Source organism: Leclercia sp. LSNIH1 (assembly GCF_002902985.1).
In the GTDB taxonomy this organism is placed as follows: Bacteria; Pseudomonadota; Gammaproteobacteria; order Enterobacterales; family Enterobacteriaceae; genus Enterobacter.
On the sequence record NZ_CP026167.1, the window covers coordinates 382,523 to 400,922 of the forward strand.

The window sequence follows — 18,400 nt, forward strand, 5'->3', positions numbered from 1 at the left end:
CGGAAACGCATTATGTCGCAAATAGAATTGCAGCCGGGTTTTGACTTTCAGAAAGCAGGAAAAGAGGTTCTGGAGATTGAACGTGAAGGTCTGGCGCAGTTAGATCAATACATTAATCAGGACTTTAGCCTGGCGTGCGAAAAACTTTTCCACTGTCCTGGCAAAGTCGTGGTGATGGGGATGGGTAAATCTGGCCATATTGGCCGTAAAATGGCAGCGACCTTCGCCAGTACCGGCACGAAAGCGTTTTTCGTCCATCCCGGCGAAGCGGCGCATGGCGATTTGGGTATGGTTTCGTCACAGGATATCGTCATTGCGTTATCCAACTCGGGCGAATCGAATGAGATCCTGGCGCTGATCCCGGTCCTGAAACGCCTGCACGTTCCCCTGATCTGTATTACGAGCCGTCCGGAGAGCAGCATGGCGCGCGCCGCAGATATCCACCTGTGCGTTAAAGTGCCAAAAGAAGCCTGTCCCCTGGGGCTGGCGCCGACCTCCAGCACCACTGCCGCGCTGGTTATGGGTGATGCGCTGGCCGTCGCCCTGCTGGAAGCGCGCGGCTTTACCGCCGAAGATTTCGCCCTCTCCCATCCGGGCGGTGCGCTGGGACGTAAACTGCTGCTGCGCGTGAATGATATTATGCATACGGGGGATGAAATTCCGCACGTCAGTAAAGAGGCCTCCCTGCGCGATGCGCTGCTGGAAATTACCCGTAAAAACCTGGGGATGACCGTCATCTGCAACGATCAGATGAAGATTGAGGGTATCTTTACCGATGGGGATCTCCGTCGCGTGTTCGATATGGGTGTGGATGTCCGTAAGCTGGGTATCGCCGATGTGATGACCTCAGGCGGCATTCGGGTGCGTCCCGGCACGCTGGCCGTTGAGGTACTGAACCTGATGCAGTCCCGCCATATCACCTCCGTTATGGTTGCCGATGGCGACCAGTTACTGGGTGTGGTACATATGCATGATCTTTTGCGCGCAGGCGTAGTGTAATGAAGGATAAGACAATGATTAATACGGGTGCATCCCTTGCAACCTGTTATGGCCCGGTAAGCGCGCAGATGATGTCGCAGGCCGAGAAAATTCGCCTGCTGATCCTGGATGTGGATGGCGTGCTGTCAGACGGCCTGATTTACATGGGCAATAATGGTGAAGAGCTGAAAGCGTTCAACGTGCGTGATGGCTATGGGATTCGCTGTGCCCTGACGTCTGGCATAGAAGTTGCCATCATCACCGGACGTAAGGCTAAACTGGTAGAAGATCGGTGCGAAACGCTGGGCATTACCCATCTCTATCAGGGGCAATCCGATAAGATGGTCGCTTTCAGGGACTTACTTGGTAAACTTGCCATCGCCCCGGAAAACGTTGCCTATGTCGGAGACGATCTTATTGACTGGCCAGTGATGGCAGAAGTTGGGCTTAGCATCGCCGTGGGCGATGCCCATCCGCTTTTGATCCCACGCGCTGACTATGTCACCCGTATTAACGGTGGCCGTGGCGCAGTACGAGAAGTCTGCGACCTGTTACTGCTGGCGCAAGGTAAGCTTGATGAGGCCAAAGGGCAATCGATATGAGTAAAACCAGACGTTGGGTTATTATTCTGCTAACGCTTGTCGCACTGGTACTGATTGGTGTGAATCTCGCTGACCGGGACGACGAACAAGCGCCTACGGTCAACACCAACGATCCAACGTATAAAAGCGATCACAGCGATACCGTCGTTTACAGCCCGGAAGGGGCGCTGAATTATCGCCTTATCGCTCAGCACGTTGAGTATTTTTCCGAACAGGGCGTCTCATGGTTTACTCAACCCGTGATGACCACGTTTGATACCGATAAAATTCCGACATGGTCGATTAAAGCAGATCGGGCAAAACTGACGAATGACCGTATGCTTTATCTGTATGGCCATGTTGAAGTGAATGCGCTGACCGCAGATGCGCAGTTGCGCAAAATCACGACCGATAACGCACAGATAAACCTTGTGACGCAGGATGTAACATCGCAGGATCTGGTCACGTTATACGGCACAACATTTAATTCCAGCGGTCTGAGAATGCGCGGGAACTTACGCAGCAAGAACGCAGAGCTGATTGAAAAGGTTAGAACCTCTTATGAAATTCAAAACAAACAAACTCAGCCTTAATTGTGTTATAGCCAGCGCCCTGCTGGCCCTTAGCCTGCCTGCGCTTGCTGTGACGGGTGATACCGAGCAGCCGATTCATATCGAATCCGATACGCAATCACTCGATATGCAAGGCAACGTGGTGACCTTTACCGGCAACGTGGTTGTGACTCAGGGCACCATCAAAATTAATGCCGACAAAGTGGTGGTGACGCGTCCTGGCGGTGAGGACGGGAAAGAGATTATCGATGGCTACGGCAACCCGGCCACCTTCTATCAGATGCAGGATAACGGCAAGCCGGTGAAAGGCCACGCCTCCCAGATGCACTACGAGCTGGCGAAAGATTTCGTTGTCCTTACCGGTAATGCGTATCTGGAGCAGCTCGACAGCAACATCAAGGGCGACAAGATCACCTACCTGGTCAAAGAGCAGAAAATGCAGGCCTTCAGCGAGAAAGGCAAACGCGTGACCACCGTACTGGTTCCATCGCAGCTGCAGGACAAAAATAGCAATCAGGCCCCGGCACAGAAAAAGAGTAACTAATTCGTTATGGCAACATTAACTGCAAAGAATCTCGCCAAAGCCTATAAGGGCCGCCGCGTCGTGGAAGATGTCAGTTTGACCGTCAACTCCGGCGAGATTGTCGGCCTGTTGGGTCCTAACGGTGCAGGTAAAACCACCACCTTTTATATGGTGGTGGGCATTGTTCCGCGCGACGCGGGTAACATCATTATTGATGAAGAAGATATCAGCCTGCTGCCCCTGCACGCCCGTGCGCGCCGCGGGATCGGTTATCTGCCGCAGGAAGCCTCAATTTTCCGTCGTCTGAGCGTTTTCGATAACCTGATGGCGGTGCTGCAGATCCGCGATGATCTGACCGCCGAACAGCGTCAGGATCGCGCCAACGAGCTGATGGAAGAGTTCCATATCGAACACCTGCGCGACAGCATGGGCCAGGCGCTCTCCGGCGGTGAACGCCGCCGTGTGGAAATTGCCCGTGCGCTGGCGGCTAATCCGAAATTTATTCTGCTCGATGAACCGTTTGCCGGGGTTGACCCCATTTCGGTTATCGATATCAAACGTATTATTGAGCATCTGCGCGACAGTGGCCTCGGGGTTCTCATCACCGACCACAACGTACGTGAGACGCTGGCGGTGTGTGAGCGTGCCTATATCGTCAGCCAGGGCCACCTCATCGCCCACGGTACCCCGCAGCAGATCCTCGAAGACGATCATGTTAAGCGCGTGTATCTTGGGGAAGACTTCAGACTCTGATAGGGTAGAAGTTAAGACTCGCGTAAACGGAGAAAAATGCTCTGAACATGAAGCAAGGTTTGCAATTAAGGCTCAGCCAACAGCTGGCAATGACGCCGCAGTTACAACAGGCTATTCGTCTGTTGCAACTGTCGACGCTGGAACTGCAGCAGGAGCTCCAGCAAGCGCTGGAAAGTAACCCTCTGCTCGAGCAAACCGATCTTCACGATGAGGTAGAAACGCAACAAAGCCAGGATAACGAGACCCTCGACACGGTGGATGCTCTTGAGCAAAAAGAGATGCCTGACGAGCTCCCTCTCGATGCCAGCTGGGATGAGATCTACACCGCCGGCACGCCATCCGGTACGCGCGCAGACTACCAGGATGACGAGCTGCCGGTCTATCAGGGCGAGACCACCCAGTCACTGCAGGATTACCTGATGTGGCAGGTGGAGCTGACGCCGTTCTCCGATACCGATCGCGCCATCGCCACCTCCATTGTGGATGCCGTGGATGAGACCGGCTATCTGACCGTGTCGCTGGACGATATTCTGGAGAGCATAGGCGATGACGAGATTGAGCTTGAAGAGGTCGAAGCGGTCCTGAAACGCGTTCAGCGCTTTGACCCGATTGGCGTTGCCGCGAGAGATCTCCGTGACTGCCTGCTCATTCAGCTTTCGCAGTTTGTTAAAGAGACCCCGTGGCTGGAAGAGGCCCGGCTTATCATCAGCGAACATCTGGATCTGCTTGCCAACCACGATTTCCGCTCACTGATGCGCGTCACGCGGCTGAAAGAGGAGATCCTGAAAGAGGCGGTCAACCTGATCCAGTCGCTGGATCCGCGCCCGGGGCAATCTATCCAGACCAGCGAGCCGGAGTATGTTATTCCCGATGTGCTGGTGCGCAAACATAACGGTCTGTGGACCGTAGAGCTGAATTCCGACAGCATTCCCCGCCTGCAAATCAATCAGCAATACGCCTCAATGTGCACCAGCTCGCGCAACGACTCGGATAACCAGTTTATCCGCAGTAATCTGCAGGAAGCCCGCTGGCTGATCAAAAGCCTTGAGAGCCGCAATGATACACTACTGCGCGTCAGCCGCTGCATCGTGGAGCAGCAACAGGCGTTTTTTGAGCAGGGTGAAGAGTTTATGAAACCGATGGTGCTGGCGGATATCGCCCAGGCCGTCGAGATGCATGAGTCGACCATTTCTCGCGTGACGACGCAGAAGTATCTGCACAGTCCGCGTGGCATTTTTGAGCTTAAGTATTTTTTCTCCAGCCATGTCAACACCGAAGGCGGCGGCGAAGCCTCGTCGACGGCCATTCGGGCGCTGGTGAAAAAATTGATCGCCGCGGAAAACCCCGCGAAACCGCTGAGTGACAGTAAGTTGACCACCATGCTGTCCGAACAAGGTATCATGGTGGCACGCCGCACTGTTGCGAAGTATCGAGAGTCTTTATCCATTCCGCCGTCAAACCAGCGTAAACAACTGGTCTGACACAACCGATAAGGAAGACACTATGCAGCTCAACATCACAGGACACAATGTCGAAATCACTGAATCCCTGCGTGAATTTGTTAATACCAAATTCGCTAAGCTCGAGCAGTATTTCGAGAGGATCAACCAGGTCTATGTTGTGTTAAAAGTGGAAAAAGTGACTCATATCTCGGATGCTACCTTGCACGTCAACGGGGGCGAAATCCATGCCAGTGCGGAAGGGCAGGACATGTACGCGGCTATCGACGGCTTGATTGACAAGCTGGCACGACAGCTAAACAAACATAAAGACAAACTGAAACAACACTAATTGTCCGGGCAGTTAACGGGTGCAGGACGGCCTGTTGTGAAACACAACGGGCCCTTTGTACAGTTAGCGCTTAGGTGAAATTATGATGAATAACGATTCCACTCTACAACTGAGCAGTGTCCTTAATCAGGAATGTACCCGCAGTGCCGTTCACTGCCAGAGCAAAAAACGTGCGCTGGAGATCATCAGTGAACTGGCCGCAAAACAGCTGAGTCTGGCGCCACAAGTGGTCTTTGAAGCGATCCTCACCCGCGAAAAAATGGGCAGTACCGGCATCGGTAACGGCATCGCCATTCCACATGGCAAACTGGAAGAGGATACTCTGCGCGCTGTAGGGGTGTTTGTTCAACTGGAAACACCTATCGCCTTCGATGCCATTGATAACCAGCCGGTCGATCTGCTGTTTGCCCTGCTGGTGCCAGCCGATCAGACCAAAACGCATCTGCACACGCTCTCGCTGGTGGCTAAACGTCTGGCGGATAAAACCATCTGTCGTCGTTTACGCGCGGCGCAGAGCGACGAAGAGCTTTATCAAATTATTACAGAAACGGAAGGCAATCAGGATGAGGCGTAATCGGGTGATGGCTTTAACATCTGTGGTCCTGAGGAGAAACGGTACATGGTGCTGATGATCGTCAGCGGGCGTTCGGGCTCCGGGAAATCGGTCGCCCTGCGCGCGCTGGAAGATATGGGCTTTTACTGCGTGGATAACCTGCCGGTGGTGCTTCTGCCCGAGCTGGCCCGTTCGCTGGCGGATCGGCAGATCTCTGCGGCAGTCAGCATCGACGTGCGTAACATGCCTGAATCGCCGGAGATCTTTGAGCAGGCGATGAGCAACCTGCCGGAGGCCTTTTCACCTCAGCTGCTGTTCCTTGATGCCGATCGCAACACGCTGATTCGTCGCTACAGTGACACCCGCCGGCTGCATCCGCTCTCCAGTAAAAACCTGTCGCTGGAAAGTGCCATTGACCAGGAGAGCGATCTGCTGGAGCCGCTGCGCTCGCGCGCCGATCTGATCGTCGATACCTCAGAGATGTCGGTCCATGAGCTGGCGGAGATGCTGCGCACCCGTCTGCTGGGTAAACGCGAACGCGAGCTGACGATGGTCTTTGAATCGTTCGGCTTTAAGCACGGTATCCCTATCGATGCAGACTACGTGTTTGATGTGCGCTTCTTACCGAACCCGCACTGGGATCCGAAGCTGCGCCCGATGACCGGTCTGGATAAGCCGGTTGCTGCCTTCCTTGACAGACATACGGAAGTGCATAACTTTATCTATCAGACGCGCAGCTATCTTGAACTCTGGTTGCCGATGCTGGAGACAAACAATCGCAGCTACCTGACGGTGGCGATTGGCTGTACCGGGGGCAAACACCGTTCGGTCTATATTGCTGAGCAACTGGCTGACTATTTCCGCTCGCGCGGTAAAAACGTGCAGTCCCGTCATCGTACGCTGGAAAAACGTAAAACATGACCGTAAAGCAGACCGTTGAAATCACCAACAAGCTGGGCATGCATGCGCGCCCGGCGATGAAGTTATTTGAACTGATGCAGGGATTTGACGCGGAAGTGCTGCTGCGTAACGACGAAGGCACCGAAGCCGAAGCCAACAGCGTAATCGCTCTGCTGATGCTGGATTCGGCAAAGGGCCGTCAGATTGAAATTGAAGCCACCGGCCCGCAGGAAGTGGAGGCGCTGGCAGCGGTTATTGCGCTGTTCAACGCCGGGTTTGATGAGGATTAATGCAGCTTATTGGCCTGCATAAATCCTTCCCCACCGAGCTGGCGCATCTGGCGCAGGATCCATGCCTGACGGCTACGTACATAGCCTGATGGCGCACTGGCCTTAAAGCGAATCGGGTTCGGTAACACAGCCGCCAGCAGCGCGGCCTCCGACGCCGTCAGACGGCTGGCAGGTTTGTTGAAATAGCGCTGCGCCGCAGCTTCGACACCAAATATCCCTTCGCCAAATTCCGCGATATTGAGATATACGGTCAGGATCCGTTTCTTACTCCACACCGTTTCGATCCCCAGCGTCAGCCCGGCTTCAAAGCCCTTTCTCACCCAGCTGCGACCGTCCCATAAATACAGGTTTTTCGCCGTCTGCTGAGAAAGCGTGGATGCTCCGCGGATACGGCTCTCGTTACGATCGTTATGCGCTAGCGCCTTCTCGATCGCCCCGACGTCAAACCCCCAGTGCTGAGGGAATTTTTGATCTTCGGCGGCAATCACGGCCAGCCCCATCCAGGGGGAGATCTCATCCATACTCACCCAGTCAGAGTGCGCAACGTAGCTGAAATTACCGCTCAGCCAGTTACTCACCTGACGTTCAACCATTACCGCTGAAAACGGCACCGGAAGAAAGCTGAACAGGGCGATGCCCCCACCCCAGAAGACCGCCATAACCAACAGAATGCGAATGACGATCCGTCTTAACCAACCCGCTTTCGGACGTCTTAACTTCATGCAGCGAGCACCAGTACGCGCGTAACCAGCTTCTCAATGCCCGTCGCCGCTTCCGCAATAGTTTGTGCCAGCATGTAAGCGGGTGTGGTGACGATCCTGTTCTCTTCGTCGACCACGATATCATCCACCGGACAGGGGATATGCTCACCGCCCATATCCTCGATAGCCTCAGCAGTATCAATATCCGTTCCGATGGTCAGGCGCAGCGGCATATCAAAAATGGCCGGCAACATCGCAGGGGCGATACAGATAAAGCCCAACGGTTTGCCGGCTTCATGCATCTGCAGCGCCAGCGCTTTTAAATCACTGTCTACCCGGCAACCACTCCCCTGGGCGGCAAAATCACTCAGGTTTTTTGCCGCGCCAAAACCGCCTGGCACAATCAGCGCGTCCAGCTCGGTAGCCCGCGCCTCGCTGAGCGGACGAACCTGTCCACGGGCGATCCGCGCAGCCTCAATCAGGACATTACGGCTCTCGGCCATCGTTTCGCCGGTCAGGTGGTTGATCACGTCTACCTGGGTTTTATCCGGTGCGAAGCAGACCGCTTCGGCGCCGTTACGCGCCAGAGCCAGTAGCGTCAAAACAGCTTCATGAATTTCAGAACCATCGTAAACACCACACCCGCTGAGTACCACGCCAACCTTTTTCATCCTGCGATCCCTCTCGAAAAATGTTAAATGCACATTAAAGATTCTGATTAAAACGGTATGCTTCACACATTTAACTGATTCATGTAACAACGTATTTAAGATTTGCTATCTTAACTGCGTGCGGCCTAAAGTTTCCGGCTACGCCATTTACGAAAAAACTATTCCTATTCAGGCGCAGCCAAGATTTCCCTGGTGTTGGCGCAGTATTCGCGCACCCCGGTCTACCGGGGTCATTTTTTTCTGCTTTCCACCCAGGCTTTTAGCACGGCGACATCGTTCTGCCACTCCTGCTTCATCTCCTCAACCCATTCACCCACGTTATCTTCCCAAGCGGGTAAATCCGGAGACTGAATCTGCTGTCCAAGCTGCTGCAGATGGCGCAAACCCACCGATCCGGCCGCACCTTTGATCTTGTGGCCCTCTTCAACGATGCCTTTCTTGTCCCGCGCCGTCAGGTTTGACTCGAGCAAGTTTAAATAGCCCGGCATCATCTTCTCGAAGATGGCCAGGCCATCGGTGATCAACTTCGGACCAACCAGATCGATGTACTGCTCGAGCATGTCGATATCCAGCAAAGACTGTGCTTTCTCTGTATCTACCTTCGTCATGGTGCTCTCCTCTTCGTCACAGGTGTCCCAGAACTTCTTGATCATGGCGGTTAAGGCGGGTACCGCCAGCGGTTTGCTCAGTACATCGTCCATACCGGCATCCAGGTACTCTTTTTTGTCTTTCAGCACGTTGGCGGTCAGCGCCACCAGCGGCGGCAGTTCGTCGCTGGTGTAACGGCTCGTCAGCTCGCGCGAGATATCCAGCCCGGTCATGTCCGGCAACTGAATATCCAGCAGCACCAGGTCATATTCGCCCGGCGTGAACATCTCCAGCGCGGCTTTACCGGTCATAGCAACATCCACGCTGCTGCCCAGTTTCTCCAGCACCGATCGCGCGACAATCACGTTCAGCTCGATATCTTCCACCAGCAGCACATGCAGGGCAGGCAGCGGCATATCATCATGGGCAAAGGTGTCCTCGACCTCTTCCGCCACTGCCGGGGCCCGAACGCTAAGTTTAAATACAGAGCCGTGCCCAGGGTTGCTGGTCACCGTGATATCACCGCCCATGCTCTTCGCCAGACGGCGCGATACCGCCAGACCGATGCCGGTCCCGGTAGCGGGTTTGCCCCCGTGGCTGTCTTTAACCTGGTAATACATGGCAAAGATTTTGTCCTGCTCCTCCTGGGGAATACCAATCCCGGAATCTTCCACCTCGAAGTGCAGCATCTCCCCCTCGCCGTAGCGCACGCGAACTGCCACCTGGCCACTCTGGGTAAATTTGACCGCGTTGCTGATCAGGTTCCACAGGATCTGGCGCAGGCGCGTACCGTCGGTCACCACCTTATGCGGCAGCGGCAAGGTCGGCTCCAGCACAAAGCGTAGCCCTTTCTGCTGCGCCTGCAGACCGGAGAGGTTTTCCAGATCGGCCAGGAAGCTGGTGAAATCCACCGGCTGGTTATCCAGCTGGACTTTGCGCCGCTCCATCTTATCCATATCAATAATATCGTTGAAGATATTGCCGAGCGTAACCGCCGAGACATGGATGGTTTTAAGATATTTCTCCTGCTCGGCCGTCAGTTCGGTGTCGAGCAGAATGCGGCTTAACCCGACGATACCGTTAAGCGGAGTACGCAGTTCATGGCTGATAGTGGAGATAAAGGTCGTTTTATCCCGGCTGGCGCGCTCCAGCGCATCCTGGTAACGCTTACGCTCGGTAATATCACGCCCGAAGCCCATCAGCCCGTGGCGTTTCCCGACGCGGTCGTAATAGGGCACTTTACGGATTTCGAAGCAGGCTTTGCGCCCGTCCGGGTAGTCGAGCCACTGCTCGTAGGTCAGGGAGACGTTGTGACGGAACACCTTTTCATCGGTTTCGATAACTTTGGCTGCCGCCTCCGGAGAGTAGACATCCTGCGGACGCAGATTGATAAGCTGTTTTTCGCTCTTTCCGGTCAGTAACTCCATCGCCCGGTTACAGCCGGAAAACTCTTTATCTTCATTGCGGTAGAAAACCAGGTCCGGGGAGGCATCAAGGAAAGAGCGCAGGAACGAAGACTGCTGCTCAAGCTGGATCTGCGTCTGCTCACGCTCTTTCATCTCGATTTTCAGCTGTTCCAGCGTAGTCTGGCGCTCAGCCTCCGCTTTTTCTCGATCTGAGATCTCCTGGTTCAGCTGAGCGATGTTGTCTTTTAGCTGCACGTTGAGCTTCAGATCGCGCTCGCGCATCTCTTCCAGCTTTTCCACCAGCCGGGTCAGCCGCTGGCGGGACTCCTCCAGCTGCTCAACCACTACCGAGAGGAAATAGACCGCCCAGGGCGTAATCAACAGGCCAAAGAAAATGGAACGTATAAGATCGATACTCTCAACCTGGCCATGGAGCACCATGGTAATGGCCATCTGCACCACAATCGCCAGCACTACCAGCGCCAGCGCCAGCAACAGGGAGAAGCGCACCAGGCCAAGCTTCATCATCAGATCGACATAGTATTGCGCCAGTAACCGAATTTGCTTCATAAGGGATCTCTTCACGACGTCATCGCACAATAATACTCAAATTCCAGGCAAGACGTTGAAGGTTGTGCAAAAAAGTGAGGGGTAAAACAGGGGATGCGCCTCACTTCCCGGGCAGGGAAGCGAGGCGGGAGGGGGTCAGGAGCGCTTCAGCAGCAGCCAGAGGCTGATCACGAAGAAGGAGGCACTCGGCAACAGCGCGCCAATCACTGGCGGTATACCGTACACCAGCGTCAGCGGGCCGAAGATTTGGTCCAGAACGTAGAAGACAAAGCCGAAGCTGATACCTGTCACGACACGCACCCCCATCGGGACGCTACGCAGCGGGCCAAAGATAAACGACAGCGCCATCAGCATCATCACCGCCACCGAGAGCGGCTGGAAGACCTTGCTCCACATGTTGAGCTGATAACGTCCGGAATCCTGGCCACTCGATTTCAGGTACTTCACGTAGTTGTACAGGCCGCTGATGGAGAGTGCATCCGGATCCAGCGCAACCACACCGAGCTTATCCGGCGTCAGGTTGGTTTTCCAGGTGCCAGAGACCGTTTGCGACCCGGTGATCTGTTTTGGATCCTGCAGGTTTGATTCATCTACCTGCGACAGACGCCAGACCTTGTTATCAGTATCAAACGTGGCCGACGCGGCGTAACGCACCGCCTGCAGACGACGCTGGTCGTTAAAGCTGTAAATGCTCACACCGCCGAGGGAGTTATCGCCCGTGACGCGTTCGATGTAGACAAAGTTATTGCCATCTTTCGCCCACAGTCCCTGCTGGGTAGAGAGCAACGAGCCGCCATACATCATTTGCGCGCGGTAGTTACGCGCCATCTGTTCGCCCTGTGGCGCAACCCACTCGCCCATCGCCATGGTCAGCAATACCAGCGGGATGGCCGTTTTCATGACGGAGAGCGCCACCTGCATACGGGTAAAGCCGGAGGCCTGCATGACCACCAGCTCACTGCGCTGCGCCAGCATCCCCAGCCCCAGCAGCGCCCCTAACAGCGCCGCCATCGGGAAGAAGATTTGCACATCTTTTGGAATGCTGAGCAGGGTATACATGCCCGCCCCCATGGCATCGTAGCTCCCCTGCCCGGCCTTTTTCAGCTGGTCCACAAACTTGATGATGCCGGAGAGCGACACCAGCATGAATAAGGTCATCATGATGGTGGTGAAAATGGTTTTACCGATATAGCGGTCAAGAACGCCAAACGCCTGCATTACACCGCTCCTTTACGCATAAACCGGGCCCGCACGCGGCGCATCGGCACGGTGTCCCACAGGTTGAGGGCAACGGCCAACAGCAGATAGAGTCCGTTAATCACCCATGTCCAGATAACCGGGTCAATTTTTCCTTTGCCACCGTTCGATTTGATCGATGTCTGCAGCAGGAAGAAGACCAGATAAAGCAGCATGGCGGGCAACATGGAGAGCACCCGTCCCTGACGTGGGTTTACCACGCTAAGCGGCACCACCATCAACGCCATCATAAAGACGGTAAACACCAGCGTGATTCGCCAGTGCAGCTCCGCGCGGGCGCGATTGGTATCGGTGTTGATCAGCGTGCGCATATCCATCTGCTCGGTATCGCTGGGATCCAGCGCAACCGCCTGATGACCAATAATTGCCTGATAGTTCTGGAAGTCAGTGATACGGAAATCACGCAGCAGCGCCGTACCTTCAAAGCGGGTGCCTTTGTTCAGCGTCACAATCTGCGAACCGTCTTTCCCCTGCGCCAGCTGACCGGAATCGGCCACCACGACAGAGGGACGGGCATTGCCCTTGGGACGGATTTGCGCAAGGAATACATCGTTAAAGCGGTTGCCATCCACGCTTTCGATAAACAGCACGGAGTTACCATCCGTTGCCTGCTGGAACTGCCCCTGGGCCAGCGCGGCCATACCAGGGTTGGCTTTCGCCTCAGCCAGCACTTCATCCTGATGACGAGAAGAGACAGGACCGGCCCACATAACGTTCACGGCGGCCACGATGCCGGTGAATAACGCCAGGAGCATAGCGGCTTTAACCAGAACCGCTTTGCTCAGACCGCACGCATGCATGACGGTGATTTCACTTTCGGTATAGAGTTTACCGAGCGTCATCAGCAGTCCGAGGAAAAGGCTAAGTGGCAGGATAAGCTGCGCCATTTCCGGCACGCCCAGCCCAAGCAGGGAAAGCACCAGATTTGTGGGAATTTCGCCATCAACAGCCGCGCCGAGGATCCTTACCAGTTTCTGACAGAAAAAGATCAGAAGCAGGATGAAGAGTATCGCCAGCTGGCTTTTGAGCGTCTCCCGCACCAGATATCTTATGATTATCACATTAAATACGCCCGTAAAAACCCGTCTCTTTGCAGGAAAATCGCTTGTTTCATGGCTTAAACGTCATTTATTCTCTTGAGTCGTCGAAATCATCGCTAAGATTAGAACACCCGACGGATTCGCGCTTCAGGAGTTATTATGACGTGCCGAAACCGTAATAACGTAAGATTAACACGAAGTCACCGCAACAGCGGGTACGAGTTACGAAAGGTTTCAATTCTATCCGTAGCTGTCGCTGTTGTCTTTAAGATTCAGGAGCGTAGTTCATGGAGTTCAGTGTAAAAAGCGGTAGCCCGGAGAAACAGCGGAGTGCCTGCATCGTTGTCGGCGTGTTTGAACCCCGCAGACTCTCTCCAATCGCCGAACAACTCGATAAAATCAGTGACGGCTACATCAGCGCCCTGCTGCGCCGCGGCGAGCTGGAAGGCAAACCGGGCCAAACATTGCTGCTGCATCATGTGCCAAACGTCCTCTCCGAGCGTATCCTGCTGATTGGCTGCGGCAAGGAGCGTGAGCTGGACGAGCGCCAGTACAAACAGGTCATTCAGAAAACGATCAATACGTTGAATGATACTGGCTCAATGGAGGCCGTCTGCTTCCTGACCGAACTGCACGTTAAAGGCCGCAACACCTACTGGAAAGTACGCCAGGCGGTTGAAACGGCCAAAGAGACCCTTTATAGCTTCGATCAGCTGAAAACCACCAAAAGCGAACCGCGTCGTCCGCTGCGTAAGATGGTCTTTAACGTCCCGACCCGTCGCGAGCTGACCAGCGGTGAACGCGCCATTCAGCATGGCCTGGCTATCGCAGCCGGTATCAAGGCCGCGAAAGATCTGGGCAATATGCCGCCAAACATATGTAACGCGGGCTACCTTGCGTCGCAGGCGCGTCAGCTGGCTGACTCCTACAGCAAAAATGTCGTCACCCGCGTAATTGGCGAACAACAGATGAAAGAGCTGGGGATGCACTCCTACCTCGCCGTCGGCAACGGTTCACAAAATGAATCCCTGATGTCGGTCATTGAGTACAAAGGCAACCCGGCGGAAGATGCACGCCCGATTGTGCTGGTGGGTAAAGGCCTGACCTTCGACTCCGGCGGTATCTCCATCAAGCCTGCCGAAGGCATGGACGAGATGAAGTACGACATGTGCGGCGCGGCGGCGGTTTACGGCGTAATGCGCATGGTGGCCGAGCTGCAGCTGCCAATTAACGTCACTGGCGTGCTGGCGGGCTGCGAAAACATGCCGGGCGGGCGCGCCTATCGTCCAGGCGACGTCCTCACCACCATGTCCGGGCAGACCGTTGAAGTCCTGAACACTGACGCCGAAGGCCGTCTGGTGCTGTGCGACGTGCTGACCTACGTTGAGCGCTTCGATCCGGAAGCGGTTATCGATGTTGCCACCCTGACTGGCGCCTGCGTGATTGCCCTGGGTCACCACATTACCGGCCTGATGTCGAACCACAACCCGCTGGCGCATGAGCTGATTGGTGCCTCTGAGCAGGCGGGCGATCGCGCATGGCGTCTGCCGCTGGGTGACGAGTATCAGGAGCAGCTTGAGTCTAACTTTGCGGATATGGCAAATATCGGCGGTCGTCCTGGCGGTGCAATTACCGCGGGCTGCTTCCTGTCGCGCTTTACCCGCAAGTATAACTGGGCACACCTGGATATCGCGGGCACCGCATGGCGCTCCGGTAAAGCCAAAGGCGCAACCGGCCGTCCAGTGGCTCTGCTGTCGCAGTTCCTGCTCAATCGCGCCGGTTTTAACGGCGACGAGTAAGGGTAAATGCCGGGTGGCGACTTCGCCTTACCCGGCCAACAAACGGCAGTAAACCGTAGGCCCGGTAAGCGTAGCGCCACCGGGCTTAAGCATTTAAAGTCACCACAAGAAACCCCATATATGAAAAACGCAACGTTCTATCTTCTGGACAATGACACCCAACAGGATGGCTTAAGCGCCGTTGAACAACTGGTGTGTGACATTGCCGCAGAACGTTGGCGCGCGGGTCTTCGCGTGCTGATTGCCTGCGAAGATGAGCAGCAGGCCATCCGTCTGGATGAAGCGCTGTGGGCACGACCGCCGGAAAGTTTTGTTCCGCATAATCTGGCGGGAGAAGGACCGCGCGGCGGTGCGCCGGTGGAGATCGCCTGGCCGCAAAAGCGTAACAGCAGTCCACGCGATATTCTGATTAGCCTGCGCAGCGGCTTTGCAGATTTTGCCACCGCTTTCACAGAAGTGATAGACTTTGTCCCTCACGAAGATTCCCTGAAACAACTGGCGCGCGAACGCTATAAAGCGTACCGCCTGGCTGGTTTTAACCTGAATACGGCAACCTGGAAATAATGGAAAAGACATATAACCCACGCGATATCGAACAGCCGCTTTACGAGCACTGGGAACAGCAGGGCTATTTCAAGCCTAACGGCGATGAAAGCAAAGAGTCCTTCTGCATCATGATCCCGCCGCCGAACGTCACCGGCAGTTTGCATATGGGGCATGCCTTCCAGCAGACCATCATGGATACCATGATCCGTTACCAGCGCATGCAGGGCAAAAACACCCTGTGGCAGGCCGGTACTGACCACGCGGGTATCGCTACCCAGATGGTGGTTGAGCGTAAGATTGCCGCTGAAGAAGGGAAAACCCGCCACGACTACGGTCGCGACGCCTTTATCGACAAAATCTGGCAGTGGAAAGCAGAATCCGGCGGCACCATTACCCGTCAGATGCGCCGTCTCGGCAACTCCGTGGACTGGGAGCGCGAGCGCTTCACCATGGATGAAGGCCTCTCCAATGCCGTGAAAGAAGTGTTTGTCCGTCTGTATAAAGAAGACCTGATTTACCGCGGCAAGCGCCTGGTAAACTGGGACCCGAAACTGCGCACCGCCATCTCTGACCTGGAAGTGGAAAACCGCGAGTCGAAAGGCTCCATGTGGCACATCCGCTATCCGCTGGCCGATGGCGCAAAAACGGCAGACGGTAAAGATTACCTGATTGTCGCGACCACCCGACCGGAAACGCTGTTGGGCGATACCGGCGTGGCCGTTAACCCGGAAGATCCGCGTTACAAAGATCTGATTGGTAAATTTGTGGTGCTGCCGCTGGTGAACCGCCGTATTCCGATTGTGGGCGACGAACACGCCGACATGGAAAAAGGTACCGGCTGCGTGAAGATCACCCCGGCACACGACTTTAACGACTACGAAGTGGGTCGTCGTCACGCCCTGCCAATGATCAACATCCTGACCTTTGACGGCGATATCCGTGAAAGCGCAGAGGTGTATGACACCAAAGGTAACGAATCCGACGTTTACTCAAGCGACATTCCGGCTGAGTTCCAGAAGCTGGAGCGCTTCGCCGCGCGTAAAGCGATCGTTGCCGCTGTCGACGCCCTGGGCCTGCTGGACGAAATCAAGCCACACGACCTGACCGTCCCTTATGGCGACCGTGGCGGCGTGGTGATCGAGCCGATGCTGACCGACCAGTGGTACGTCCGTGCTGACGTACTGGCGAAACCCGCGGTTGAAGCGGTCGAAAACGGCGACATCCAGTTCGTGCCAAAACAGTACGAAAACATGTACTTCTCCTGGATGCGCGATATTCAGGACTGGTGTATCTCCCGTCAGTTGTGGTGGGGTCACCGTATCCCGGCATGGTATGACAACGAAGGCAATGTCTACGTTGGCCGTACTGAACACGAAGTGCGTCAGGAAAACAACCTGAGCGCTGACGTTGCCCTGCGTCAGGACGAAGACGTACTGGACACCTGGTTCTCCTCCGCGCTGTGGACCTTCTCCACCCTCGGCTGGCCAGAAAACACCGATGCGCTGCGTCAGTTCCACCCAACCAGCGTGATGGTCTCCGGCTTCGATATCATCTTCTTCTGGATCGCCCGCATGATCATGATGACCATGCACTTCATCAAAGATGAAAACGGCAAGCCGCAGGTTCCGTTCCATACCGTCTATATGACCGGTCTGATTCGTGACGACGAAGGCCAGAAGATGTCCAAGTCGAAGGGTAACGTTATTGACCCTCTGGATATGGTTGACGGTATCTCTCTGGAAGAGCTGCTGGAGAAACGTACCGGCAACATGATGCAGCCGCAGCTGGCTGAGAAGATCCGCAAGCGCACCGAGAAACAGTTCCCGAACGGCATTGAGCCGCACGGTACTGACGCCCTGCGTTTCACTCTGGCGGCGCTGGCCTCTACCGGCCGTGATATCAACTGGGACATGAAGCGCCTGGAAGGTTACCGTAACTTCTGTAACAAGCTGTGGAACGCCAGCCGCTTTGTGCTGATGAACACCGAGGATCAGGATTGCGGCTTTAACGGCGGCGAAATGACCCTGTCCCTGGCAGACCGCTGGATCCTGGCTGAATTCAACCAGACCATCAAAGCGTTCCGCGAAGCGCTGGATAACTATCGCTTCGATATCGCGGCAGGCATTCTGTACGAATTCACCTGGAACCAGTTCTGCGACTGGTACCTGGAGCTGACCAAGCCGGTCATGAACGGCGGCACTGAAGCGGAACTGCGCGGCACGCGCCATACGCTGATTACCGTTCTGGAAGGTCTGCTGCGCCTGGCGCACCCGATCATCCCGTTCATCACCGAAACCATCTGGCAGCGTGTGAAGGTCATTGCGGGCATCAATGCTGATACCATCATGCTGCAGCCGTTCCCGTCCTTCGATGCCACGCAGATTGATGAAGCCGCCGCATCCGATACCGAATGGCTGAAGCAGGCAATCATTGCGGTGCGTAATATCCGTGCCGAAATGAACATCGCCCCGGGCAAACCACTGGCGCTGTTGCTGCGCGGTTGCAGCGAAGCGGCACAGCGTCGCGTGACCGAGAACAGTACCTTCCTGCAGACCATGGCACGTCTGGAGAGCATCACCGTGCTGCCAGCCGATGATAAAGGTCCGGTTTCCGTGACCAAAATCATCGACGGCGCCGAGCTGCTGATCCCGATGGCAGGCCTGATTGACAAAGATGCTGAGCTGGCACGTCTGGCGAAAGAAGTGGCTAAAGTCGACGATGAAATTGGCCGTATCGAAAGCAAACTGTCCAATGAAGGCTTCGTTGCCCGTGCCCCGGAAGCGGTGATCGCCAAAGAGCGTGAAAAGCTGAACGGTTATGCACAAGCAAAAGCGAAGCTGATTGAACAGCAGGCGATCATTAGTGCGTTGTAATGAGTGAA

The 18,400-nt window shown here is 55.3% G+C and carries 18 protein-coding genes; 13 read left to right on the forward strand and 5 right to left on the reverse strand.

Annotated features, from left to right (window positions below):
* Positions 1–12: 12 nt before the first annotated feature.
* The 10 genes from kdsD to npr all read left to right on the forward strand — a co-directional run bounded on the left by kdsD (position 13) and on the right by npr (position 6,941).
* Entirely contained in the window at positions 13–999 is a 987-nt protein-coding gene (gene kdsD / locus C2U54_RS02050) for an arabinose-5-phosphate isomerase KdsD (RefSeq protein WP_103177188.1), read from the forward strand.
* 14 nt (positions 1,000–1,013) lie between these two features.
* Entirely contained in the window at positions 1,014–1,580 is a 567-nt protein-coding gene (gene kdsC, locus C2U54_RS02055; protein WP_103180991.1) for a 3-deoxy-manno-octulosonate-8-phosphatase KdsC, read from the forward strand.
* Positions 1,577–2,152 (forward strand): LPS export ABC transporter periplasmic protein LptC, encoded by a 576-nt coding sequence (lptC, locus tag C2U54_RS02060; protein ID WP_103177189.1) that lies wholly within the window; start codon positions 1,577–1,579, stop codon positions 2,150–2,152. Before kdsC ends, lptC begins: the two co-directional genes overlap by 4 nt.
* Positions 2,121–2,675, forward strand: a complete 555-nt coding sequence (gene lptA / locus C2U54_RS02065; protein WP_103177190.1) for a lipopolysaccharide ABC transporter substrate-binding protein LptA — start codon at positions 2,121–2,123, stop codon at positions 2,673–2,675. Before lptC ends, lptA begins: the two co-directional genes overlap by 32 nt.
* A gap of 6 nt (positions 2,676–2,681) precedes the next feature.
* Entirely contained in the window at positions 2,682–3,407 is a 726-nt protein-coding gene (gene lptB, locus C2U54_RS02070) for an LPS export ABC transporter ATP-binding protein (protein WP_103177191.1), read from the forward strand.
* 47 nt (positions 3,408–3,454) lie between these two features.
* A complete protein-coding gene (rpoN, locus tag C2U54_RS02075; protein ID WP_103177192.1) occupies positions 3,455–4,888 on the forward strand; it encodes an RNA polymerase factor sigma-54 in 1,434 nt (477 codons plus the stop codon).
* Between the two features lie 22 nt (positions 4,889–4,910).
* Positions 4,911–5,198 (forward strand): ribosome hibernation promoting factor, encoded by a 288-nt coding sequence (hpf, locus tag C2U54_RS02080; RefSeq protein WP_103177193.1) that lies wholly within the window; start codon positions 4,911–4,913, stop codon positions 5,196–5,198.
* A gap of 82 nt (positions 5,199–5,280) precedes the next feature.
* Positions 5,281–5,772 (forward strand): PTS IIA-like nitrogen regulatory protein PtsN, encoded by a 492-nt coding sequence (gene ptsN, locus C2U54_RS02085; RefSeq protein WP_103177194.1) that lies wholly within the window; start codon positions 5,281–5,283, stop codon positions 5,770–5,772.
* Positions 5,773–5,817: 45 nt separating this feature from the next.
* Positions 5,818–6,672, forward strand: a complete 855-nt coding sequence (rapZ, locus tag C2U54_RS02090) for an RNase adapter RapZ (RefSeq protein WP_032614487.1) — start codon at positions 5,818–5,820, stop codon at positions 6,670–6,672.
* Positions 6,669–6,941: a PTS phosphocarrier protein NPr gene (gene npr / locus C2U54_RS02095; protein WP_032614489.1), complete on the forward strand. Its 273-nt coding sequence runs from the start codon at positions 6,669–6,671 to the stop codon at positions 6,939–6,941. The genes rapZ and npr overlap by 4 nt, the downstream gene beginning before the upstream one ends.
* Here the strand turns inward: npr and mtgA are convergent.
* The 5 genes from mtgA to lptF form a co-directional block, all read right to left on the reverse strand.
* The gene (gene mtgA / locus C2U54_RS02100) at positions 6,938–7,663 is read right to left on the reverse strand and encodes a monofunctional biosynthetic peptidoglycan transglycosylase (RefSeq protein ID WP_103177195.1); all 726 of its coding nucleotides are present in this window, start codon (positions 7,661–7,663) and stop codon (positions 6,938–6,940) included. The genes npr and mtgA overlap by 4 nt on opposite strands.
* Positions 7,660–8,313, reverse strand: a complete 654-nt coding sequence (elbB, locus tag C2U54_RS02105; RefSeq protein ID WP_103177196.1) for an isoprenoid biosynthesis glyoxalase ElbB — start codon at positions 8,311–8,313, stop codon at positions 7,660–7,662. The genes mtgA and elbB overlap by 4 nt, the downstream gene beginning before the upstream one ends.
* Before the next feature lie 230 nt (positions 8,314–8,543).
* Positions 8,544–10,877 carry an aerobic respiration two-component sensor histidine kinase ArcB gene (gene arcB / locus C2U54_RS02110; protein WP_103177197.1) on the reverse strand — a complete coding sequence of 778 codons (2,334 nt, stop codon included), beginning with the start codon at positions 10,875–10,877 and terminating at the stop codon, positions 8,544–8,546.
* Positions 10,878–11,012: 135 nt separating this feature from the next.
* Complete coding sequence (gene lptG, locus C2U54_RS02115; protein WP_103177198.1) at positions 11,013–12,095, reverse strand: LPS export ABC transporter permease LptG; 1,083 nt, start codon at positions 12,093–12,095, stop codon at positions 11,013–11,015.
* Positions 12,095–13,195 carry an LPS export ABC transporter permease LptF gene (gene lptF, locus C2U54_RS02120; RefSeq protein ID WP_103177199.1) on the reverse strand — a complete coding sequence of 367 codons (1,101 nt, stop codon included), beginning with the start codon at positions 13,193–13,195 and terminating at the stop codon, positions 12,095–12,097. The genes lptG and lptF overlap by 1 nt, the downstream gene beginning before the upstream one ends.
* A gap of 266 nt (positions 13,196–13,461) precedes the next feature.
* Between lptF and pepA the strand changes: the two genes are divergently transcribed.
* From pepA to C2U54_RS02140, 3 genes are all read left to right on the forward strand, one after another.
* Positions 13,462–14,973 carry a leucyl aminopeptidase gene (gene pepA / locus C2U54_RS02130; RefSeq protein ID WP_103177200.1) on the forward strand — a complete coding sequence of 504 codons (1,512 nt, stop codon included), beginning with the start codon at positions 13,462–13,464 and terminating at the stop codon, positions 14,971–14,973.
* Positions 14,974–15,093: 120 nt separating this feature from the next.
* On the forward strand, positions 15,094–15,537 hold the full coding sequence (gene holC / locus C2U54_RS02135; RefSeq protein ID WP_103177201.1) for a DNA polymerase III subunit chi: 444 nt from the start codon (positions 15,094–15,096) through the stop codon (positions 15,535–15,537).
* Positions 15,537–18,392 carry a valine--tRNA ligase gene (locus C2U54_RS02140; RefSeq protein WP_103177202.1) on the forward strand — a complete coding sequence of 952 codons (2,856 nt, stop codon included), beginning with the start codon at positions 15,537–15,539 and terminating at the stop codon, positions 18,390–18,392. Before holC ends, C2U54_RS02140 begins: the two co-directional genes overlap by 1 nt.
* Positions 18,393–18,400: the final 8 nt, after the last annotated feature.